Genomic DNA, 22,258 nt, shown 5'->3' with positions numbered 1-22,258 from the left:
ACATTGAAACATTCTAGAAATTTACATCAAGATAGTTACCCCTTAGCCGAGCTGGTGCAGAGTTATCCCGCTTTACAGTCCCATGTTGTCACTAAACCTGATGGCGGTAAAACCATAAATTTTGCTGATCCTGAAGGCGTTAAGACTCTTAATGCCGCATTATTAGCACACTATTATCAGGTCGAATTTTGGGATATTCCGGCTGGATATTTATGTCCTCCCGTTCCTGGTAGAGCTGATTACGTACATTATTTGGCTGATCTATTAGCGAAAGACAATGATGGCGTGGTTCCTAAAGGTAATACCATAAATGGTTTAGATATTGGCTGTGGCGCAAATGTTATTTATCCAATTATTGCGACGCGATCCTATGGTTGGAAAATGCTGGGCACTGATATTGATCCTGTTTCGATTAAGTCTGCCAACACTATTATCAACGCCAATACTGTTTTAACTGGCTGTATTGATATTAGACTTCAAGATAGCCAGAAACATATATTCAGTGGCGTGGTTAAAACAGATGATCACTTTGCTTTTTGTATGTGTAATCCTCCGTTTCATCAATCAGCCGAACAAGCTAAAGCTGTCTCGCAGCGTAAAGTTAATAATTTAGCCAAAAATAAGTCAAAACGTGGCAGCCACCTAAAAACTCAAAAGCAAGGCGCTGAACTTAATTTTTCAGGGCAATCCAATGAACTCTGGTGTGAAGGTGGCGAGCTAAAATTTATTCAACAGATGATTAAGGAAAGCCGTGACTATGCAGATCAAATTCAATGGTTTAGCAGTTTGGTTTCCAAGAAAGACAATCTAACCCAGATATACAAAAGTTTGCGAGAACTTGGGGTGAGTGATGTTAAAACAATCGAGATGGCGCAAGGGAAAAAAGTCAGTCGTTTTGTGGCGTGGCGGTTTTAGGAGGACTGAAATGAGTGAACTAACCGAAAAACAAAAAATGTTGCAGGGGCTAGAGTATTTTCCTAGTGACAAATCATTGCAGCAAGATAGAGCTAATGCCAAAAGACTTTGCCAGCAATTTAATCAATTTGATATTGATGATAGAAAGGGCAGTAGAAAAATTATTAAGTCATTATTTGGTCACTGCCAAGGTGCTTGGATCGAGCCGAATTTTTATTGTGATTACGGCTATAACATTGCTACCGGTAAAAACTTCTATGCCAACCATGGTTTAGTGATCTTAGATGCTGCAACTGTGACTTTTGGGGATGACGTCATGATTGCGCCTGGGGTATTAATTTCAACAGCTACTCACCCATTAGATGTTGTTAAACGTAATAAAGGCATTGAGACCGCTAAACCAATCAAGGTTGGTAATAGCGTCTGGATTGGGATGGGTGCCAAGATATTAGAGGGTGTGAGCATAGGTGACAATGCAGTCATTGCGGCTGGGGCCGTTGTCAATAAAGATGTGGAGCCGAACACTGTTGTCGCAGGTGTACCGGCTTGTGTGATTAAAACTATCCCAGTTTAATAATGTTGGGTTAATTCAAATAATGTTCCAGATCGGCTAATTCTTGTTGCCATCCTTTTACATTGTCTTGTTTGTGTTTTGTCTGTGCAAAACCAGACTCGGTCAATGTTAATTGGGTGCCGCCACTTTGAGTTGAGGTGAGTGCCCATTCGACTAAGGTAGACGTTGCTTCATCAAAAACGGCATCTTGCTGGTACATCCATCGCCAAGCAAAATAATTAGGTGGGCTAACAGTTTCAATTCGCATCGCAAATCTACCTTCACATTCCTCTTCCCATTCAAAGTACCCTTGTTCTCCTTGTTGCAATTCAAAGCTTGCAGCAGATCCAAACCACAGTTGAATTTCTTCTGGGCAGGTGATGGCTTTCCATACCTGTTCAATAGGGGCATTAAAGGTGACTTCTCTGACAATTGAATCAATGTTATTTGACATCTTTATCTCCAATATATTTCGTTAAGTTGTTAAGTCTGTCATCCCATTTTTGGGAAAATGGCGCCAACCAATTAAACAAGCTTTGCATAGCCTTAGGATCTAAATTATGGATTCGTTCTTTGCCAATAAATTCTGCCTGCACAATTTTGGCTTTTATCAGAATATTTATATGTTTGGTTATTGCTTGTCTGGACACTGATGAATCTATGGTTAATTGTTTGATCGATTGATTGCCGCGTTGATGCAGAGTTTCGATAATATTGCGTCGTTGCTGGTCTGCCAAGGCAGTAAAAATATCCATGGTGTGTCCATTTTAGTTAGCCATTGTATAATGAGCAACTGATTGGTTGCATGTCAAGTTGTTGTACAAAATATATTATTTTAGTTTTGCCGATCATTGAGCGCTTAAGAGTAGATATTAAACTCCGTGAACAATTCTGTTATATACTTAGCTGGTTTAAAATCGGTGTATCGCCTGAAAACTAGCCAACTGATGCAATAAAAGTAATTAAAACTTGTTGTTGAATTTAATAGCTGTTAAAAAGTCAATTCAATTTTGAAAATAATAAATTTCACGGTGTACTTAAAACGTTACACTGCAAAAATGTTATAGTATGTCAGGCGCAAAGGGTCTACTTAGATGTTAATCCAATGCCAAATTTTCAGTTTATTTTAAAAGAGTCAAATCATGTTACGTGACAGCATCAACAACATTAATGTTTCCTCTGAGAAAATATTGGTGACACCCCAAGAGTTAAAGTCTGAATTACCAGTAAGTGAGTCAACTTTACAAATAGTGCAAACTTCCAGACAAGTTATTAGCGATATTTTACATCGTAAAGACCATAGATTTTTGCTGATATGTGGCCCTTGCTCTATACATGATATTGATGCTGCTAAAGAATATGCGCTTAAGTTAAAAGAATTACACGAGAGCTGCAAAGACACCCTGTATATTGTGATGCGCGTATATTTTGAAAAGCCTCGCACCACTGTAGGTTGGAAAGGGTTGATCAATGATCCGCACATTAACGATACCTTTGATATTGAAACTGGTTTGCGTAAAGCCAGAGAGTTACTTATTTGGTTGGCAGAATTAGAATTACCTGTTGCCACCGAAGCCTTAGATCCCATTAGCCCACAATATTTGGCGGAATTATTTAGCTGGTCTGCGATAGGTGCGCGTACCTCTGAATCACAAACCCATAGAGAAATGGCCAGTGGTTTGTCTATGCCAGTCGGCTTTAAAAATGGCACAGATGGTAGTTTGGGTATAGCCATCAATGCCCTGCAATCAGCTGCATCAGGCCATAGTTTTATGGGAATTAATGGTGAAGGGCAAGTGAGCGTGATCACGACTCAAGGTAACGCTGACGGACATATTATTTTACGTGGTGGTAAACAGCCTAATTATGATTCAGTTTGTGTCGCTGACTGTGAAGTAGAATTGGAGAACGCAAAATTGAGCGCGGGTTTAGTGATTGACTGTAGTCACGCGAATTCTAGCAAAGACTTTCGCAGACAGCCTTTAGTGGCGAAAAATGTAGTGAATCAAATTCTTGAGGGTAATCAATCCGTTATTGGTATCATGTTAGAAAGTCATTTAAATCATGGCAATCAAAATAACTCAGGTAAAACCCCTGCTGAGTTAGAATATGGCGTATCCATCACTGATGGTTGTATTAACTGGCAAACGACAGAAGATTTAATTAATCATATGCGAGATAAGTTGATAACTGTGTTACCTATGCGGTTAAATAAGTTTATAGACGCCGAAAACTAGGAAAAGTAATGCCCGTATCCCCCAATGATCTTAATCAGCTAAGACAGCAAATTGATGAAATTGATAGCCAGTTAGTTGAGTTATTGGCTAAACGGGCAAAGGTCACAGCTCAAGTAGGTAAATATAAGAGTCAAGTTGGTTTACCTATTTATGTACCTGAGCGTGAAGCTGAGCTGATTGCTAAAAGACGAGCACAGGCCGAACAACAAAATGTATCTCCAGTTTTAGTTGAAGACTTGTTACGTAGGATCATGCGTGAGTCTTACCATACTCAAAATGTTGACTATTTATGCACTAATCCAAATATTAAAAAAATCGTAGTAATAGGTGGGGCTGGTGCTTTAGGCAGGATTTTTGTTGATATGTTTGAACGTAGTGGTTTTTCAGTTCAGTTGCTTGAAAAAGACGACTGGCCGAATGCCGATTCTATCCTTAGTGATGCCGGTTTAGTGTTAGTAGCCGTGCCTATCAAATTAACTGAAAGTATAATATCTAAGCTGACTAATTTACCTTTAGACTGCATCTTAGTTGATATTACCAGTACTAAACAAAAACCACTAGCGGCCATGATGGCCGCACATAAAGGGCCTGTATTGGGGCTGCACCCTATGTTTGGGCCAGATGTTCCTAGTTTAGTTAAACAGGTCGTGGTGGTTTGCCATGGACGTCATCCCGAGCAATATGAATGGTTATTGCAACAAATTCGTATTTGGGGAGGGATATTGCAACAGACCTCCGCTAAAGAGCATGATGATGCTATGGTATTTATTCAGGTCATGAGGCATTTTTGTAGTTTTGTATTTGGTTCACATTTGGCTGGTGAAAACCCGGATCTACAACAATTAATATCCTTAAGTTCGCCAATTTATCGTTTAGAGTTGGCAATGGTTGGGCGATTATTTGCTCAGGACCCAGTGTTATACGCCGATATTATATTTGATAATAAGGACAGTCTTGCCGTATTAACCGAGTTTAGTGTGAAATTTAATCAGGCGCTGGCGTTGATTGAAAGCAACAACAAGGGTGAGTTTATAAAGCAATTTTTCAAAATTGGCTCTTGGTTTGGTGATTATTCGAAACAATGTTTAGTCAACAGTAGGAAACTTTTACTAAAGGCAGATGATGATCGTTCATTAAGTGAGGATGTTTAAATAATTTGTCTCTAAAAAGGGTGCAGCGAAATCTGCACCCTTTTTTTGTGTCTGATGGATATAAAACGACCAAATTTGACTAATCTGCTAACGCACTCACAGCAGCTACTTTTGTTGGGTTTATCTCTTCATTTGGATAACAACCTAATACTTTGAAGTAACGTGTCATGGCCTGTAACTCTTCTAGCGCTTGCTGCATTGGACCATCTTGCACATTACCTTCCACATCAATATAAAACATTTCTTCCCAAGGATTGCCGGTAATAGGCCTAGACTCAAGCTTAGTCATATTGATTTTGTTGTCGCGCAGTACCATAAGCGCTTCTACTAATGCACCTGATTTTTGCACGGTAGACATCACTAATGTGGTTTTTGCAGGTACTTGCAATGGCACATTGACTGGCTTACGGGCAACTACAAAAAAACGACTATGATTTTCTTTTTGGTTGGCTAGGTTTGATTGAATTGCATGTAAACCATATAACTTTCCACCCGTTTCACTACCCATAGCCGCCACATCATCTGCCTGCATCTCGGCCACCTTTAACATAGCCGCAGAAGTGCTATCGCAAGGTTTAACTTCAACATTACCTAACTCGGCAAGGAAATGACTACACTGAGCAAAAACTTGCGGGTGGGCGTATAAGGTTTTTATTTTGCTAACATCGGTATCTTGATTAACCAATAAAGCATGTTTTATTGGGTAAGTGAGTTCTCCAATTATCGAAAGATGAGTATGTTGTAGTTGGTCGTATACCTCATTGATGCTGCCTGAAGAGGTGTTTTCAATTGGTAATACGGCATAGTCTGCTTCGTTGCTTTCTACTTTCTTAATTATCTCTAAAAAGCTTTGGCAGCCTATTTCAAGCAGCTCACCTGGGCGCCGGGAAAAATACTTTTGTGTGGCCAAATAACTGTAAGAACCTTTATCACCCAAAAACGCCACGCGATTCAGTGGCAGACTACTACCTGGGTTGGCTCTTGCCGCTAACAATGCTTGTTGATTTAACACCGAGTCTTCAATGATGACATGGAATAACTGCGTGACATAATGAGCATCTAGTCCGTGTTTATTACCTTCTTTTATTAACCTAATTAATAATTTTTCTTCACGTTTTTGATCACGTACTGGAATATGGTTTTTGATCTTGGTTTCAGCTACTTGGTTAGTATATTGCTGTCTTTGAGCTAAAAAAGTCAGTAGGTGTGTGTCTAGATCAGTGATTTTTACTCTAAGTTCTTCTAATTCTGTTGATGACATAGTCTTCACTTGTAATTTCAAAAATAACTTCCGATAGGGGAGGTTTTAATAATAGGTAATATCAATCTAGGATAATTGTTGGTTCAATATATGCTGGTTTAATATATGCTTAATGTGCATCTGAATTTATAAAGCCGCTACATATAAGTCAACGATTTGCTTAAGCACAAATTTCTAGTTTCTTAAGAATAATGAATAACAGCTTATGTTATTGATCATTGGCCAAGTAAAGAGGCTAACATATTGCGTACTTCGTTCACTTCGAAGGGTTTGTCACACAGCGCGTTAACACCGGTTTGGTGGATATTTGCCATATGCAAGCTAGAGCTTGATTCACTGGTGACCATAATAATAGGTATATGTGCAGTGTCAGGATTAAAGCGAATAAATTCAGAGAGTTCCCTACCATCCATTTCAGGCATATTATAATCAGTTACCACTAAGTCAAAAGTGTTGTCTTTCAACAGGGTCAAGGCTTCAGCGCCATTTTCTGCCTCTAGGATCTTTTGAAGACCTAAACTATTGAGTACTCTGCGAATATGGTTTCGCGCAAGTTTGCTGTCGTCAACTAATAACACTCTAACGTCATGTACATCGAATAGGTCAAGATCTAGCTCATCTGAGTTGATTAAATCAAGTGACGCTTTTAGTGCTTTTGTTAAATTCTCTGGGGTAAAAGGTTTGGGTAAAATAGCGGCCACACCTGATTGTTTAAATTCTTCAAGTTTTTCGACCCGATTTTCGCTGGAAATCAACATAAAAGGAGTTGATGCAAGTGCATCGTCATTTTTGATTTGTTTAATAATATCTAGGCCGGTTCCATCTTCGAAATACATAGCACTAACCACTAAATCTGCACCATGTTTGGTTATAAAGTCAATTGCTTGTTTGACGCTTCCAACAGCTTCTACATGATTAATATCCGCAGCCGCTAATTGCTTAAGAATGATTCTTCGTTGGGTATCAGAAGGTTCGACTAAGATGATACTAATTTCTGACAAAGACAGATGCTGCATTGCTACTCCTAATTTGTATTTCTACTGGTTATTAACCGCCTGCTAGTTTCACATTATGGCCTAGTTGCTCGAGTGTTGCTTTGATTTTATCGCGGTTATCACCTTGAATTTCAATTATCCCGTTTTTTAATGCGCCGCCTGTGCCACACATTTTTTTTAATTGGCTGCATAAGTCTTTTAATTCTTTGTCAGCTAGTTCCAAGCCAGTTACTGTTGTCATGCCTTTACCCTTGCGACCTTTGGTTTCACGGCGTATACGCACTATACCGTCAGTTTTTAATAATGGTTTATTTTGTTCTTTATTTTGAATGCGGCCAGTTTGTGTGCTGTAAACCAATCTATTTTCACTCATTTTTATCTTCAACCATATTGATGCTGATTTGGTAGGGAACTCATTCTAATAAAAAAATATGATTCTTTGTAGGCAAAGCTGTAAAACTATTATTTAATAACATCGACATAAATGGAAATTGTTTTAAAATTATCCATTGCCCCACAGAAGTCTAAAAATTCCACATTGGATAATTTGCTGTCATTATGCGTATTCTGGTCGTTGAAAACGTCTTTGCCATTCGAACCAAAGACTAAGGAAAGGGATTCGACAATTACACATGTTCAAAACTTGAATATGTTGTGTTTTAAATTTAATTAGGGCGTAAAAATTTTGGGAAAAATTAAAATAAGAGTGGCGAATAATAGTGATGTCTCATCATTGGTTAAGTTTAATCAATTAATGGCATGGGAAACCGAACAAAAGAAATTAGACCAAGCTATCTTATTTAAGGGAGTCTCAGCCTTAGTTGCCGATGATAATAAAGGTTTTTATTTGGTTGCTGAACAAAATGATGAAGTTGTTGGCAGTTTAATGGTGACCACTGAATGGAGTGATTGGCGCAATGGCGTTTTTTGGTGGGTACAGAGTGTTTATATTACTGTTGATTTTCGCCGTCAAGGTATCTATGCCCAGTTATATGCCCAAGTAAAGGCTTTAGCAGAGCAGCAACAGAATGTTTGCGGTTTTAGATTATATGTAGAAAAAGAAAACATTATCGCCCAGAAAACTTATGAATCTTTAGGCATGCAGCCAACACATTATTTAATGTACGAAGAATAAACTGTTATTGAGAATAGTTCTCAATTAGATTACCATCCAGTCTCTCTATTTGTTTGCCTTTAGAAAGTAGGAATACCTCTTGAAAAATATCATCTCCTGTATGTTCGTCATAGCGGCTTTGCTGTCTCCATTAGTTATGGCAGAGCAGGTCAATTTATATTCAGCTCGTAAAGAAGCTTTGATCAAACCTTTATTAGATAAATTTACCCAGCAAACCGGTATTGCGGTTAATTTAGTCACGGGTAACGCCGACAATTTGATAACGCGTTTAAAAAGTGAAGGCAAATATAGTCCGGCAGATTTGTTATTAACTACAGATGTTGGTCGCTTATATCGTGCTAAAGAGCAAGGTTTAACTCAGCAAATTTTAGAATCTGAGGCAATTTCGAAATTGCCCAATAATTTTCGTGATGAGCAGGGACACTGGTTGGGCTTATCGTTACGGGCACGACCTTTAATGGTGTCAGTCGATAGAGTGGCTTCGCAAACTATTGCTAATCTTGAAGATATCACCAAACCAGAATGGAAAGGGCGAGTGTGTATACGCAGTTCGAGTAATATTTATAATCAGTCTATGGTGGCAGCGTTAATTGCTCAGGTGGGTGAATCAGCGGCTCAGGAATGGGTTAATGGCCTTGTTAAAAATTTCGCTCGTCCTCCACAAGGCGGAGACAGAGATCAAATTAAAGCCGTGGCAGCAGGGTTATGTGATGTAGCTATTGCCAATACATATTATCTAGCCGGAATGTTAAGTTCAGACGATGAAACCACACAGCAACAAGCTAAAAAAGTAAAAGTGATTTGGCCGAATCAAACTGACCGTGGTGCGCACATCAATATATCTGGCGTTGCTTTAACAAAAAATGCCCCGAATAAAGACGCTGCAGTTAAGTTAATCGATTTTTTACTCAGTAACGAATCTCAGTTGTGGTATGCCACAACCAATCATGAATACCCTGTTTTAGCTGATATTGCTTGGAGTAAGCTACTACAATCATTCGGCACCTTTAAAACTGAACAGGTTCCCCTCGGTAAGCTCGGCGAGTTAAATGCAGCAGCTGTACAGATGATGGATCGTGCTGGGTGGAAGTAAAGATAATAATTCACAGGTCTATGGTATTAAAATAAGCCAGTTTATGAAGTTCAAAAACTGGTCTTATAACTGGTTCAATCCTTGGTTTGTAGGCATCGCCTTAGGCTGCTTTATTCTTGCGGCTCCAGTAATCTTGGTTTTTGTAAGTGTTTTTTTTCCGCAAACTGAAATATGGCAACATCTATATTCAACTGTTTTATCAGATTATATAGTTAATTCACTTATCTTGGCCTTTGGTGTAGGGGTCTTAGTTATTGTGATTGGTACTGTATTAGCTTGGTGTATAGCAAGGTATGAATTTACCGGGCGTAAACAATTACAATGGTTGATATTGTTACCAATGGCGATGCCAGCGTACATTATTGCTTACACTTATACTGGTTTGTTGGACTATGCAGGACCCGTGCAAACTTGGTTAAGGGAGACATTCAACTGGCAGTATGGCGATTATTATTTTCCTGATATTCGTTCTTTGCCAGGCGCTATCATTATGTTGTCTTTAGTGCTGTATCCTTATGTTTATATGTTAGCGAGAACTGCATTTAGTGAACAACCAGCCAGTCTTGAGGAAGTATCTCGAAGCTTAGGCGTGTCCCCCAGTAAACACTTATTTAAAGTCGTCTTACCTTTAGCTCGCCCCGCTATTTTAATGGGAGCTGCGCTGGCAATGATGGAGGCATTCGCGGATTATGGCACTGTGCAATATTTTGGTGTGAGTACTTTTACTACTGGTATTTTTAGAACTTGGTTCGGTTTAGGTAATGGTATTGCAGCAGCTCAACTAGCTGCAATGTTAACCAGTTTTGTGGTGTTGTTACTTATTCTTGAATATCTGTCTAGGCGCAAAATTCGCTATTATTTTCAAGGGCAAAGAGCGCAGCAAGTGAGTCGACAAAAATTAACAGGTAGTAAAGTGTTTTGGGTGCAATTTTTATGTGTGATACCGGTGTTCTTTGGTTTTATATTACCCGTTCTGCAACTGTTGAGTTGGGCGTCTAGGACATATTCCAAACAACTTAACAGTGAATTTTGGTTGTTGTTATGGAATAGTTTTTATTTGGCTGCTATAGCCGCTATCACTGCGGTGAGTTTGGCGCTTCTTTTTGCTTATGGAAAACGCCTTAATCCCATTAAACCGATTCAATTTATAGTCGGCGTTGTGAGCCTAGGGTATGCTGTGCCTGGTACCGTAATCGCTATAGGTGCAATGATTTCACTAAGTTGGCTAGATATAAAGCTCAATACGCTAACTGAAAATTGGTTCGACCTTAGTGTTGGCTTAATATTCTCAGGCTCATTATTTGCTCTGATTTTGGTTTACAGTAGTCGTTTCTTAGCTGTAGCTATGCATAATATAGATACAGGCTTGGCGAGAATAAAACCCAATATGGATGATGCTGCCCGTTCTTTAGGGCATAAACCTTTGCAAATTCTCAGAACCATTCATGTGCCATTGATGAAAACCAGTGTGTTAAGTGCATTATTGTTGGTTTTTGTGGATGTGTTAAAAGAGCTTCCTGCCACTTTAATTTTACGCCCATTCAATTTTAATACCTTGGCAGTCAAAGCATTTGAACTTGCCTCAGACGAACGTTTAATGGACGCTGCGTTGCCCGCTCTAGCCATTGTCAGTGTGGGTATATTGCCCGTCATTTTGTTGACTATGTTGATGGATAAGCCCAGCCCTCATAGTTCGCAAATTAAGTAGGGAAGTTATGCTAAGTCTCAATAATGTATCCGTTGCATACCAAAAAAAGGACGCCGTTCAAGAGGTTACTTTTGAATTAGGGGTTGGGCAAATAGGTTGTTTATTAGGGCCCTCAGGATGCGGTAAAACATCTCTTCTGCGAGCCGTAGCTGGATTTGAAAAAGTAGCGGCAGGGCAAATCTGCTTACGTAAAAAGTTAGTTAGCGCTAAGAATAGTCACTTAGATCCTGAAAAGCGCCGCGTTGCAGTGGTGTTCCAAGACTACGCTTTGTTTCCCCATTTAACCGTTGCGCAAAATATTGCATTTGGTTTGCATAAGCAAAGCCGTACCCAAAAGCTTCAGCGAGTCACTGAACTACTCATGTTAGTGGGATTACCTGGTTACGATAACCGATATCCTCACGCCTTATCAGGAGGCCAACAACAACGTGTTGCATTGGCCCGAGCTATGGCAGCTAAACCCGATTTATTATTATTAGATGAGCCTTTTTCTAGTTTAGATGCAGAGTTAAGAGATGAGCTTGCTAAAGAACTGCGAGCAATTTTGAAACACGAAAAAACCACTGCTCTTATGGTTACCCATGACCAACATGAAGCCTTTGCTATGGCCGATGTGATTGGTGTGATGAACAAAGGACGCTTATTACAATGGACAGACGCTTACGCCCTTTATCATCGTCCGGCTAATCGTTTTGTGGCATCCTTTATTGGTGATGGGGTGTTTTTGTCTGCAACCGTAGACAAAAATCTTAAGTTAAATAGTGGTTTGGGAGTGTTTCCTATCAACCCCGCTAGTGGGTTCAAGGAAGGTGACAAAGTTGTGTTTTTGGTTCGTCCAGACGACATCATCCATGACGACGAAAGTAAAACCTTGGCAAAAGTAGTGGATAGATCGTTTCAAGGATCGCATATTTTGTATCAACTAGAATTGCAACATCTTGGTCATTCAAGGGTACTGTGTTTGGCCCTCAGTCATCATGATCACCAATTAAATGAACTGATTGGTATTCGTTTAGACCTAGAACACTTAATTGTATTTGCTGATAAGGGTGATGATGCATGAAAGTTGCCGTTGTAGGAGCGGGAATTAGCGGATGTTTATTGACTCATTTTCTTGGGGCAGAAGGTATAGATGTCAGTGTTTTTGAAAAGTCTCGTGGCTGTGGTGGACGCGCAAGTACAAAACAAACCGATTGGGGGCAGTGTGATATAGGCGCTACTATAGTACCAGCCAAAAAAGCCCAGTTTAGAGATTTTATGCAGGGGTTAAGTAAGCAAAATATTGTGACTAAATGGCCTGAAAAAATATTTGTCTCACAACCGATTGCTAACCTGCAGCAGCCATTAGAACATTTAGTCGGTGACCGAGAGTATTACGTTTTTAACAGTAAAATGAATGCCCCATGTCGTCATTGGATTAAGAACGCCCGCTTACACAGCAACAGCTTAATTGGCCAAATTCGCTACCTTGATGGTAAAGGATGGCAACTAAATTTGAATGGGATTTGGCAGGCAGAGTTATTTGATAAAGTAGTAGTGACTCTTCCTTGGCCGCAAAGTCAGGCGTTAATTGCACAATCTGAGTGGCCGTTAGAATTACCTGATTATTCGCAAGATTGGACAAGTTGTTGGTCGGTCGCCTTAAAATTGCAACAAGTGGTCGCCTCTGATATTGATTTAGTTTACCTAAAGAATCACTCTATACAGACCCTAGTTCGTGATTCTGGCAAACCACAGCGCCCTAGTGTTTTCCCATCAGAGGCTGGCGAGAATAGCGAAATATGGGTAATTCAACTGGCAAATAAGTTATCAGACGATTTAGGCGAGCAGGGCAAAGCCAAGGCGATAGATATTGCCACAAAGGGACTTTGCGAATTGTTTGATTTACCTGAAAACTCAGTGGCGAATACCCACGCGCATTACTGGCGGTATGCAAGGCCTAGTGCAGGGCAAAAGTCGTTAGGCATTTTCAGTTATCATGAATATGGGATATATCTTGGGGGTGATTGGAGTTTTGGTGCCTCAATTGAGTCAGCTTATGAAGCGGCTTTAAGACTTAGTCAATCAATTATAACGGGTGAGTAAAGTATTATGATCAGCAGTATTCAAGAATGGTTTAAAAATCATCTAGAAGCCGATAACACTGATAGCCAACACACAATCGAATTGGCAACAGCCGTTTTGTTATACGAAGTTATGCGGGCTGACCATAAATTTGATCAACTTGAGCAAGATAGTTATCGCAAACAGCTTGAAACACATTTCTCTTTGACTGGTGCAGAACTGGAAACTCTTTGTCAATTGAGTCAATCCCAAGCAGACAACGCCGCAGACTATCAGCAATTTACGCGGGTTATTAATGATATTTATGGCCTCAAGGAAAAAAGGGCGGTGCTTGATTCGTTATGGACAGTGGCTTATGCCGATCATGAACTTAGCCCGGATGAAGAATATACCATCAGAAAAATAGCCGATTTACTCTACATTCCTCATAACCAATTTATTCAAAGTAAGTTGTCGGTCAAGCCTTACTAATTTCTATCTTACTTTCGGTGTTTTTGTTTGATTTCTATAGGTGTCTTAAATAAAAGACATGCTAACTATATGATTTAAAATACATAATTTACACTAGTAATATAGGTGTCTCAAATTTAAGACATAATATTTTGGGCTTTACGACAAGTTACCACCATGAGCCAGGTTTATGTTTTTAAGTTGTTGATATATATGTAAAATGTATTCTTGGCACGAACCATGTAATAGCCTTGCTAGTAATCACATTCAGCCTGACTGGTTCCTCGGGTCGTACTTATGGACAGTGAGTGTGGTGAAGGATGTTAGTGCATTTCTACTTTTGTTATTGGCTGCGATGGCGTTTGCAACTAATAGTATTAATATCCTTGATGCGAATAAAGATTTGCATCATTGACGGCATGGATGCCTTATTTTAATTAGATTTGATGATTTATCCCCGTTGTTATCAGATCTCATTTAGTAAAGGATGATAATGATATGAAAAAATCTGATTATATTGCTCCGTTTGTAATTATTGCCGCAATCCTTCAGTTGTTTGCATCATTATCAGCGAGGGCTGATAATGAATTAATAGCCAAACTTGATTTGGATAAAGACGGTCAAATCACCATAAAAGAAGCAGTGGCAGACCCTGTTATTCTAGCCTCATTTGGTAAAATCGATACAGATGGCAACGGAAAGATCAGTTCAATTGAACTAGCCAGAACAAAAATAGTACCAACGCTAGAAAAAAAAATCAGTAAGTCTGGGTAAAGACTTAAAAATAAAATAAGAAAAGATCGACTTGTTCGATCTTTTTTTATTATGCTGACCCCTCAAATAAATAAATAAAAACACTAATGGGAGTTGTGATGCAACTAGGCTCATTACGGCAATTAACCCTAGTTAGTTTTGTCGTTGTACTTGTGCCCTTGGCGTTGCTGGTGGGCTATAGCCAAATTAAGCTCAGCGAAATAGGTCAAATCGCCACTTATGAAGCCGAATACTCAGTTAACACTGTTAGGCGAGTGAGTAAAATGGAAGGTTTGTCGGTTGATATTGAGCGACTAGTACGCCAATACCATATTGTCAAAAAGGATGCCCTTAAACCTTTGATTGGAAAATCAACCCAAAGATTTACTGAATTCCAAATCCCTGTTTGTGACCAGCTTTTAGAAAAGCGAAATTGTAGCAGTTTAACTGAGCGTGTTATTTGGATTAATCAATACTCAGGAACTGAAGACCAATTGCTGATTGACGCGCAATTAGCTGAATTTAAACAAAATTTATCTGACTTATCAGCACAAGTTGATCATAGTCTTGACCAGAGGATCCAAGATCAACAAATTTATGTGAGTTCGGTACGACAAACGCAATTTTGGTTAACCGCTTGTTTTTTAGGTGCTTCCTTTTTATTAATTGCGCTTGGTTCCAAGGCAATATTAAAACCTGTTTCAAGGCTTGAACGTATCATTACCGCCATATCGAAGCAGGAAGAAAGTTTACCGCCAATTTCCACTTCTGGTCCAAAGGAATTAATTGTACTAGAGCAAAAACTACACCAATTAGCTGGACGTTTAATTCAATTAGAAAATTTACGCCATGCCTTATTGCGTCATGCATCCCACGAGCTAAAAACGCCCTTAGCAAGTATCAAAGAAGGATGCTCATTGTTGACTGAGCAAGTTGTAGGTCCTTTGAACGCAGATCAAGAAGAAGTGTTGTCATTACTAAACAGCAGTACAGACAGGTTAAATTTACTGATAGTGCAGTTGCTTGATTATAATTTGTTGCTTCAGCAGGCCAAACCTGTGTTCTCGAAGATCGACACAAAAAACTTATTTGATGAGTTTGTTACGGATAACAGTTTGGCGATTAAACAACATGATAACCAAGTGGAAATGAAAATAGAATTACCCACAATTTTTGCTGACCAAAAATTGTTTAGGAGAATTTTGGATAATTTGGTGTCAAATGCCATTGCCCATGGTAGTAGAGGCAGACCCATTAATATTCGTCTCTATCAGCAAGGTAATATGCAGATCCTTGATTTCGCCAACCGTGGTCAGAAAATTGCCATGGAGCAACGTCATGCACTATTCCAGCCTTTTAGTCGTGGCGAAGGTGTAAGAAATGATAGAGTAACAGGCTCAGGACTTGGATTATCCATAGTGGCCGATTGTGCCAGAATGATGTTTGGAAAAGCGGAAATTGTTGACGTGGATTATGCCGACGTGTGTATTCGTGTGCAGATCCCAAGTAAAGAAGCGAGTATATGAAGTCGAAAATATTAGTCATATGTAGCACCTTAATTTTGTTTCCCAGTTGTGAGTTGTTGCAGCCAGTAAACACGTCCCAAACAAAGGAAGCGGTGCAAAAAACGCAATCTACTTGTATATGGAAAAACTCATCGGATGCGAATGAGTGCAAAATCGAATACTGGTTGAAGTTTTGGTCGGATATTGAAGATATTTCATGGCCGCAGCGCAAAAAACAAATAGATGCATTATCTGCACAAGATGTAGATATATTGAAAAAAATACTGCTCAGTCAAGGTAAAAGCACACCCTATCAAGATCGTTTACGGGCACAAGGCTGGGTAGATTCTATCTTACCGATGTTAAGTCAGCAGATGCGCCGATTTATCTTAGTGGCTCTCTATCATCCTAGTCAGGACTTACTTGAATTGGAGTCAGCGTTAGTGACTTTAAGTAAAATTAATACTCAGCAAGCGTTCAAGATTGAAGAACAACAAATATTGTTAAAAAAACAACAGAATCAAATTGACCAGTTACTTAATATAGAAGCATCGATCATACAAAGTATCGAAGAGGATAAAGAATGAGTCAGACGAATATATCAGATCCTAATGTACTCTTGGTTGATGATGACGAAAGTTTATTGCGCCTAATGGCCATTAGGCTGAAGGGCGAAGGATATAACGTTCAAAGTGCTAGTGGGGGGAAAGAAGCATTAAAGTTAATCAACACTCAAAATTTTGATGTGGTGTTAAGTGATTTACGTATGCCGGGATTAGATGGATTAAGCCTTTTTGAAGAGATCATGGGGCTTAGAAAAGATGTGCCTGTTATTTTAATGACTGCTCACGGCACTATTCAAGATGCTGTTGAAGCAACACAAAGAGGTGTGTTTGGTTTTTTGACTAAACCCATAGATCATGATGAATTACGCAGTTTAATGAAAAAAGCTGTGAGTCAAAGTCAAGGTGCGCAAAACGGCAAGTGGTGTGAAAAAATCATTACACGTTCTATGCAAATGGAACAGCTACTCGATCAAGCTTATCGTGTTGCCAAGCGCGATGTCAGCGTATTAATAAGTGGTGCCAGTGGAACAGGTAAAGAACTTTTGGCCAGTGCCATTCATAAAGCCAGTAAAAGAGCGGATAAAGCTTTTGTGGCGATTAACTGTGGTGCATTACCTGAAAACTTACTTGAATCAGAGCTTTTTGGGCATGCTAAAGGCTCTTTTACTGGTGCGGTCAATGAACATCAGGGCTTGTTTAGAGAGGCTGATGGAGGCACTTTGTTTTTAGATGAAATTGGCGATATGCCGATTCCTCTACAGGTTAAACTACTTAGAGCGCTGCAAGAACAAACCATTCGTCCAGTGGGTAGTAGTAAACAAATCCCAATCGATGTGAGAATTATCTCAGCTACCCATAAAAACCTCAGTAAGGAAATGGAGGAGGGCAATTTTAGGGAAGATTTATACTATCGCCTTAATGTCGTGAATATCACCTTACCCACCTTGCGAGAGCGTTCTGAAGATATACCACTTTTGGCACGGCACTTGTTAAAAGAGAGTGCTGAACGCCATCAGGTTAAAGTCAGTCGGTTTTCAGATGATGCCATGCAATTATTAACAACTTGTTTATGGCCGGGCAATGTTAGGCAACTTGTCAATGTTGTAGAGCAATGTGTTGCTTTAACTCACACCCCAGTTATTGCCTCCCATTTAGTTGAACAAGCTTTGTCTGCCTCTGAGCAGAAATGGCCAACTTTGACCGAAGCAAGAGATGCCTTCGAGCAAAAGTACTTATTAAAGTTACTTAAAATGACAGACGGTAATGTCACAAGAGCAGCGGAATTAGCCGGCAGAAATCGTACTGATATGCATAAGTTGATGAAAAAGCATGATTTACATTCAGTAGATTTTAAGCGAGATTGAATAACCTGATCGTTACTCAAATGTATACTTTGGTAAGGTTTAACTAAAAACCCCTGTTATTTACTGATAAGTTCCTTACAATACCGCGAATTTTTAGAATAGCAAAAGTGGACTAATGCGATTAGCTCTAGGCATTGAATATAACGGCGCTGCTTATCATGGTTGGCAACGCCAACAAACTGTGGCCAGTGTGCAGCAGCACGTTGAAGAAGCGTTAACAACTATTGCTAACGAGCCCATCAAAGCTGTTTGTGCTGGACGCACCGACGCTGGGGTACATGCTACTTGTCAGGTGGTACATTTTGATACCAATATATATCGCCCCGACCGAGCATGGACTATTGGTTTAAATCGCTTCTTACCTGAGTCTATTGCTGTAAAATGGGTAAAAAATACCAGTGACGAGTTTCATGCTCGTTTTTCTGCTACTGCGCGACGATACCGATATGTCATTTATAATCATCGTTTACGCAACAGCATTTTGCCTAATGGTGTAACCCATATTCACAATGAGTTAGATCATGAGTTGATGCATCAGGCAGCTCAACATTTGATAGGGCGACATGATTTTAGTGCTTTTAGAGCTGTAGATTGTCAGGCCAACACTCCGGTGCGTCAAATGAGTTATATAAATGTGAGCCGATTTGGTGATTATATTCTGATCGATGTAAAAGCGAACGCATTTCTTCATCATATGGTGCGTAATATTACTGGTTCTCTTTTGACTATTGGCAAAAAGGAAAAACCCACAACTTGGATGAAAACCTTGTTGCAAGGTAAAGACCGAACAAAAGCCGCGTCCACAGCAAAGCCTAATGGTTTATACTTGGTACATGTGACTTATCCCGAGCTTTTTGATTTACCGTCTATACCTTTAGGACCATTATTTTTACCTGATTGATACTTCTAAGACCAGTTTTGTTTTCATGATGTGTGCTTGATGTGATTTAATAGCCTTTCTTTCGGCCTATAGGGCTTAAAACGGGCACTAAATAAACCGTTGAATATTGCCAACTTGTTAAGTTTAACAAGTTGCATAACAGGATTTGATATGAGTTGGATTGAAAAAATATTACCACGCACTAAGTCATCGACTAAAAGTAATGTGCCAGAGGGAATTTGGACTAAATGTGCTGAATGTGCTGCGGTTCTCTATAAAACAGAATTAGAAAAGCAGTTAGGCGTTTGCCCTAAATGTGATCATCATATGCGTATTACTGCGCGCGCGCGGATTAATCACTTTTTAGATCAAGGTGACAGAGTAGAGTTAGGCGCAGATTTAGAGCCCCAAGATTTACTCAAATTTAAAGACTCGAAAAAATATAAAGACAGATTGATTAGCGCCCAAAAAGCCACCAAAGAAAAAGACGCCATTGTTGTCATGCAGGGTAAACTCAATGGTATGCCAGTAGTTGTGGCAGCGTTTGAATTTGCCTTTATGGGCGGATCCATGGCATCAGTAGTAGGCGCTAGATTTGTTAAAGCAGTCAATGCGTGTTTGGAACACAATATGCCATTGATTTGTTTCTCGACTAGTGGCGGTGCACGTATGCAAGAAGCGCTCTTGTCACTGATGCAGATGGCTAAAACCAGTGCAGCACTAGCAAAAATGAGTGAAAAAGGGCTGCCTTATATTTCAGTTCTGACTGATCCCACTATGGGAGGCGTATCCGCGAGCTTAGCTATGTTGGGTGATGTGAATGTCGCTGAGCCTAAAGCCTTGATAGGTTTTGCAGGTCCAAGAGTTATCGAACAGACCGTACGTGAAACCCTTCCTGAAGGTTTCCAACGCAGCGAGTTTTTGTTAGAAAAAGGCGCTATCGATATCATTGTTGATCGCCGTGAAATGCGCGACAAATTATTTAGTTTATTGTCAAAACTACACCATCAACATCACTAATTAATGTCTAATATCTCAACACCTCAAGCCTCTGAAAAAGAGGCTTGGTCTCTTGACCAATGGTTGCGTTATCTTGAGCAGGTTCATCCAAGTAATATTGAACTAGGCCTAGAACGTGTTGCCGAAGTCTATCGCAATTTGCAGCTTGATCTCAGTCAACGAACTATTGTCACTGTTGCCGGTACTAATGGAAAGGGCACTAGCTGTGCGTTGATTGAACAGGCGCTATTAATGTCTGGACAGTCAGTCGCTGTATTTAGCTCACCACATCTTTTAGATTACCGCGAGCGAGTCAGAGTTGCGGGGGCTATGTTGACTGAAAAAGCCCATTGCCAAGCTTTTTTGAAAGTGGAGCAAGCGCGAGGTGATACTGCCTTAACTTATTTTGAATTTGGCACATTGGCGGCACTGCAGTTAATGGCAGACTCTGATGCAAAGACCCTGTTGTTAGAAGTTGGCCTAGGTGGGCGTTTAGATGCCGTTAATATTGTTGATCCCACTATAGCAGTAATAACCAGTATAGATTTAGATCACCAAGATTGGCTTGGCAATACTAAAGAACTGATCGCCATAGAAAAGGCTGGTATTTTTAGAGCCAACATTAAAGCTGTTATTGGTGAGCCTCATCCCCCAACGACTTTGGTTGAAGCTGCCTTGGAATATCAGGTTGAACCTGTATGGCAAGGGCGTGATTTTTATTTTCAAATAGATGAAAAAGGGTTTCATTGGAAAGGTGTTAAAAGCCACTATGACAATTTACCTATTCCAAATATACCTGCCCAAAATGCATCAACGGCATTGCAAGTAATTGAAATACTAGATTTGCAGTTAGACAATATTCAGATGGCGCAGGTATTTAAATTAACCAGTTTGCCTGGAAGACGGCAAATCATACAATACAATCCCACTGTCATGTTGGATGTAGCACATAATCCCCATGCGACTCGTTTGTTAGCGATTGATATTAAAAACATGAAATACAAAAGAGTCATAGCCGTTGTGGGAATGCTTGCAGATAAAGATATTAAAGCCACACTTGCGCCAATGTTGTCTGTAGTAACGACTTGGCATTGTGCTAGTTTAGATGTTCCTAGAGGCGCGCAGTCAAGTACCTTGGTTTCTGCTGTATTAAGCTCAGAGCAAAAAGTGTTAGACTATGAGTCAGTCGAAACCGCCTATCAATGTGCGTTAGAAAAGGCCGAAAAAGAAGATCTAGTGATCGTATTTGGCTCTTTTTTTACTGTTACAAATGTATTAGAAATGGGGTCGCTACCCCATAATGAAAAGGTATAGTAGAGTGTCATCCGCATTACAAAATCGTTTGGTAGGAACCGCCATAGTTGTTGCCATAGCTGTGATTTTTTTACCTGACTTATTGGATGGGAAACAAGAATCAAAGCGCAACTTGTTTGTTGAATTGCCACAAAAACCGTCGATGAAAACGGTGAAATCCCCAGCCCCCTTTGACACCAGTAAAGTCGAAGAAGCGGCGACGCGTAAAGTTGAAGTGCTTTCTGAACAAGCAATAGATGACAACCCAAGCTCAAGTTTACCACCAGAAACAAAATCTGAAAGCCGCACTGAAGATGTGCAAGTAGCTGATATATATCAAGAAAATGAAAAAGTTTCAACAAAAGTAGCAGTTGCAAAGATGCCAAAAACTAACAGTTTAGAGCAACAAACTGTGGTTGAAGAAGATGTTGATAGATTATTGGCGAGTGCAGGTTGGGTAGTACAATTAGGCAGCTTTCGTCATCAAAAGAATGTACAAGAGCTGTTAAATCGTTTAGATAAAGCTGGTTATCGTGCTTTTAGTCGGCCAGTAAAAACCAACTCAGGCACGTTAACCAAAGTTTTTGTTGGCCCTGATTTGCAAAAAAGTAATTTAGAAAACGCACTTTCCCACCTAAAAGAGTTAACTCAATTACAGGGTAGGGTGACACCTTTCACTGTGCAATAACAGATACTAAAGATATAACCGATATAGTCGTCATTATCGGAAATTTATCAGGATCTTTACGAGACCTTTTGGTAGAATGCGCGCGATTTTAATTCTGTGATGTTAAAAAGGCTAGGCTGGTTTAACATCACGCTATTCAAGCGGTAACACTAACCTTATGAATTGGATTGACTACGCCATACTAGGTGTAATTTTACTTTCAGCCGTTATCAGCTTAATTAGAGGTTTTGTAAAAGAAGCCATCTCCTTGGCAATTTGGTGTAGTGCTTTTTTTATTGCTAGCCAGTTTTATGTAGATCTTGCCGCCTATCTGACTAAATTTGATGACTTGATGATCCGCAATGGTGTTGCTATTGCGATTTTATTTGTATCGACTTTAGTGATCGGTGGCTTAGTCAACTATTTGATTTCCCAGTTAGTGGAATTTACGGGGCTGACAGGCACAGATCGCGCGTTAGGACTGGTATTTGGTGCCTTGCGGGGGATCTTAATTGTCAGTGCATTGTTATTTTTCTTAGATACTTTTCCCCCCATGTCTTCATCCACATGGTGGCAGACCTCAGTACTTATTCCAGAATTTAGTTTAATCATTGAGTGGTTTTTTGAATATTTACAAAACAACTCAAGTTTTATAAAGCCAGTTTAAAA

The 22,258-nt window shown here is 39.7% G+C and carries 24 protein-coding genes; 19 read left to right on the top strand and 5 right to left on the bottom strand.

Features of this window, described 5'->3' with window-relative positions:
• Positions 1-3: 3 nt before the first annotated feature.
• Both rlmF and GARC_RS15295 read left to right on the top strand, forming a co-directional pair.
• Positions 4-915 (top strand): 23S rRNA (adenine(1618)-N(6))-methyltransferase RlmF, encoded by a 912-nt coding sequence (gene rlmF / locus GARC_RS15300; RefSeq protein WP_007621735.1) that lies wholly within the window; start codon positions 4-6, stop codon positions 913-915.
• Positions 916-925: 10 nt separating this feature from the next.
• Positions 926-1,489 carry a sugar O-acetyltransferase gene (locus tag GARC_RS15295; protein WP_007621734.1) on the top strand — a complete coding sequence of 188 codons (564 nt, stop codon included), beginning with the start codon at positions 926-928 and terminating at the stop codon, positions 1,487-1,489.
• Between the two features lie 10 nt (positions 1,490-1,499).
• Here GARC_RS15295 and GARC_RS15290 read toward each other — a convergent pair whose 3' ends face one another.
• Positions 1,500-1,922, bottom strand: a complete 423-nt coding sequence (locus tag GARC_RS15290) for an SRPBCC domain-containing protein (RefSeq protein WP_007621732.1) — start codon at positions 1,920-1,922, stop codon at positions 1,500-1,502.
• On the bottom strand, positions 1,912-2,223 hold the full coding sequence (locus tag GARC_RS15285) for an ArsR/SmtB family transcription factor (RefSeq protein ID WP_007621730.1): 312 nt from the start codon (positions 2,221-2,223) through the stop codon (positions 1,912-1,914). Before GARC_RS15285 ends, GARC_RS15290 begins: the two co-directional genes overlap by 11 nt.
• A 387-nt stretch (positions 2,224-2,610) precedes the next feature.
• On the opposite strand from GARC_RS15285, the gene GARC_RS15280 reads away from it, so the two are divergent.
• Positions 2,611-3,705: a 3-deoxy-7-phosphoheptulonate synthase gene (locus GARC_RS15280; protein WP_039989815.1), complete on the top strand. Its 1,095-nt coding sequence runs from the start codon at positions 2,611-2,613 to the stop codon at positions 3,703-3,705.
• A gap of 8 nt (positions 3,706-3,713) precedes the next feature.
• The gene (gene tyrA / locus GARC_RS15275; RefSeq protein WP_007621727.1) at positions 3,714-4,856 is read left to right on the top strand and encodes a bifunctional chorismate mutase/prephenate dehydrogenase; all 1,143 of its coding nucleotides are present in this window, start codon (positions 3,714-3,716) and stop codon (positions 4,854-4,856) included.
• A 79-nt stretch (positions 4,857-4,935) separates the two neighbouring features.
• Here the strand turns inward: tyrA and pheA are convergent, their stop codons facing one another.
• The 3 genes from pheA to yciH form a co-directional block, all read right to left on the bottom strand.
• On the bottom strand, positions 4,936-6,117 hold the full coding sequence (gene pheA, locus GARC_RS15270; protein ID WP_007621725.1) for a prephenate dehydratase: 1,182 nt from the start codon (positions 6,115-6,117) through the stop codon (positions 4,936-4,938).
• Positions 6,118-6,332: 215 nt separating this feature from the next.
• Entirely contained in the window at positions 6,333-7,133 is an 801-nt protein-coding gene (locus GARC_RS15265; protein WP_007621723.1) for a response regulator, read from the bottom strand.
• Positions 7,134-7,164: 31 nt separating this feature from the next.
• A complete protein-coding gene (gene yciH, locus GARC_RS15260) occupies positions 7,165-7,485 on the bottom strand; it encodes a stress response translation initiation inhibitor YciH (RefSeq protein WP_007621722.1) in 321 nt (106 codons plus the stop codon).
• Between the two features lie 312 nt (positions 7,486-7,797).
• On the opposite strand from yciH, the gene GARC_RS15255 reads away from it, so the two are divergent.
• The 15 genes from GARC_RS15255 to GARC_RS15185 all read left to right on the top strand — a co-directional run bounded on the left by GARC_RS15255 (position 7,798) and on the right by GARC_RS15185 (position 22,256).
• The gene (locus GARC_RS15255) at positions 7,798-8,247 is read left to right on the top strand and encodes a GNAT family N-acetyltransferase (protein WP_007621720.1); all 450 of its coding nucleotides are present in this window, start codon (positions 7,798-7,800) and stop codon (positions 8,245-8,247) included.
• A 79-nt stretch (positions 8,248-8,326) separates the two neighbouring features.
• Positions 8,327-9,340 (top strand): Fe(3+) ABC transporter substrate-binding protein, encoded by a 1,014-nt coding sequence (locus GARC_RS15250; RefSeq protein ID WP_007621717.1) that lies wholly within the window; start codon positions 8,327-8,329, stop codon positions 9,338-9,340.
• 43 nt (positions 9,341-9,383) lie between these two features.
• Positions 9,384-11,048 (top strand): ABC transporter permease, encoded by a 1,665-nt coding sequence (locus GARC_RS15245; RefSeq protein ID WP_007621715.1) that lies wholly within the window; start codon positions 9,384-9,386, stop codon positions 11,046-11,048.
• A 7-nt stretch (positions 11,049-11,055) separates the two neighbouring features.
• Positions 11,056-12,111: an ABC transporter ATP-binding protein gene (locus tag GARC_RS15240; RefSeq protein ID WP_007621713.1), complete on the top strand. Its 1,056-nt coding sequence runs from the start codon at positions 11,056-11,058 to the stop codon at positions 12,109-12,111.
• Positions 12,108-13,133 carry an NAD(P)/FAD-dependent oxidoreductase gene (locus GARC_RS15235; RefSeq protein ID WP_007621710.1) on the top strand — a complete coding sequence of 342 codons (1,026 nt, stop codon included), beginning with the start codon at positions 12,108-12,110 and terminating at the stop codon, positions 13,131-13,133. The genes GARC_RS15240 and GARC_RS15235 overlap by 4 nt, the downstream gene beginning before the upstream one ends.
• Positions 13,134-13,139: 6 nt before the next feature.
• Positions 13,140-13,583, top strand: a complete 444-nt coding sequence (locus GARC_RS15230; RefSeq protein WP_007621709.1) for a tellurite resistance TerB family protein — start codon at positions 13,140-13,142, stop codon at positions 13,581-13,583.
• 477 nt (positions 13,584-14,060) lie between these two features.
• Positions 14,061-14,336, top strand: coding sequence for an EF-hand domain-containing protein (locus GARC_RS15225; RefSeq protein ID WP_007621708.1), 276 nt, complete (start codon positions 14,061-14,063; stop codon positions 14,334-14,336).
• 98 nt (positions 14,337-14,434) lie between these two features.
• On the top strand, positions 14,435-15,841 hold the full coding sequence (locus tag GARC_RS15220; protein WP_007621707.1) for a sensor histidine kinase: 1,407 nt from the start codon (positions 14,435-14,437) through the stop codon (positions 15,839-15,841).
• A complete protein-coding gene (locus tag GARC_RS15215; protein WP_007621706.1) occupies positions 15,838-16,407 on the top strand; it encodes a hypothetical protein in 570 nt (189 codons plus the stop codon). Before GARC_RS15220 ends, GARC_RS15215 begins: the two co-directional genes overlap by 4 nt.
• Entirely contained in the window at positions 16,404-17,750 is a 1,347-nt protein-coding gene (locus tag GARC_RS15210; protein WP_007621705.1) for a sigma 54-interacting transcriptional regulator, read from the top strand. Before GARC_RS15215 ends, GARC_RS15210 begins: the two co-directional genes overlap by 4 nt.
• A 115-nt stretch (positions 17,751-17,865) precedes the next feature.
• Positions 17,866-18,651 carry a tRNA pseudouridine(38-40) synthase TruA gene (gene truA, locus GARC_RS15205; RefSeq protein ID WP_007621698.1) on the top strand — a complete coding sequence of 262 codons (786 nt, stop codon included), beginning with the start codon at positions 17,866-17,868 and terminating at the stop codon, positions 18,649-18,651.
• 150 nt (positions 18,652-18,801) lie between these two features.
• A complete protein-coding gene (gene accD, locus GARC_RS15200; RefSeq protein ID WP_007621696.1) occupies positions 18,802-19,650 on the top strand; it encodes an acetyl-CoA carboxylase, carboxyltransferase subunit beta in 849 nt (282 codons plus the stop codon).
• 3 nt (positions 19,651-19,653) lie between these two features.
• Positions 19,654-20,943, top strand: a complete 1,290-nt coding sequence (gene folC, locus GARC_RS15195) for a bifunctional tetrahydrofolate synthase/dihydrofolate synthase (protein WP_007621694.1) — start codon at positions 19,654-19,656, stop codon at positions 20,941-20,943.
• A 4-nt stretch (positions 20,944-20,947) separates the two neighbouring features.
• Positions 20,948-21,610 carry an SPOR domain-containing protein gene (locus tag GARC_RS15190; protein ID WP_007621693.1) on the top strand — a complete coding sequence of 221 codons (663 nt, stop codon included), beginning with the start codon at positions 20,948-20,950 and terminating at the stop codon, positions 21,608-21,610.
• A 157-nt stretch (positions 21,611-21,767) separates the two neighbouring features.
• Entirely contained in the window at positions 21,768-22,256 is a 489-nt protein-coding gene (locus GARC_RS15185; protein ID WP_007621692.1) for a CvpA family protein, read from the top strand.
• Positions 22,257-22,258: the final 2 nt, after the last annotated feature.

Source organism: Paraglaciecola arctica BSs20135 (genome assembly GCF_000314995.1).
Classification (GTDB): Bacteria; Pseudomonadota; Gammaproteobacteria; order Enterobacterales; family Alteromonadaceae; genus Paraglaciecola; species Paraglaciecola arctica.
The sequence above is the reverse complement of the archived record's forward strand: the minus strand, read 5'-3'. Positions and strand labels throughout refer to the sequence as shown.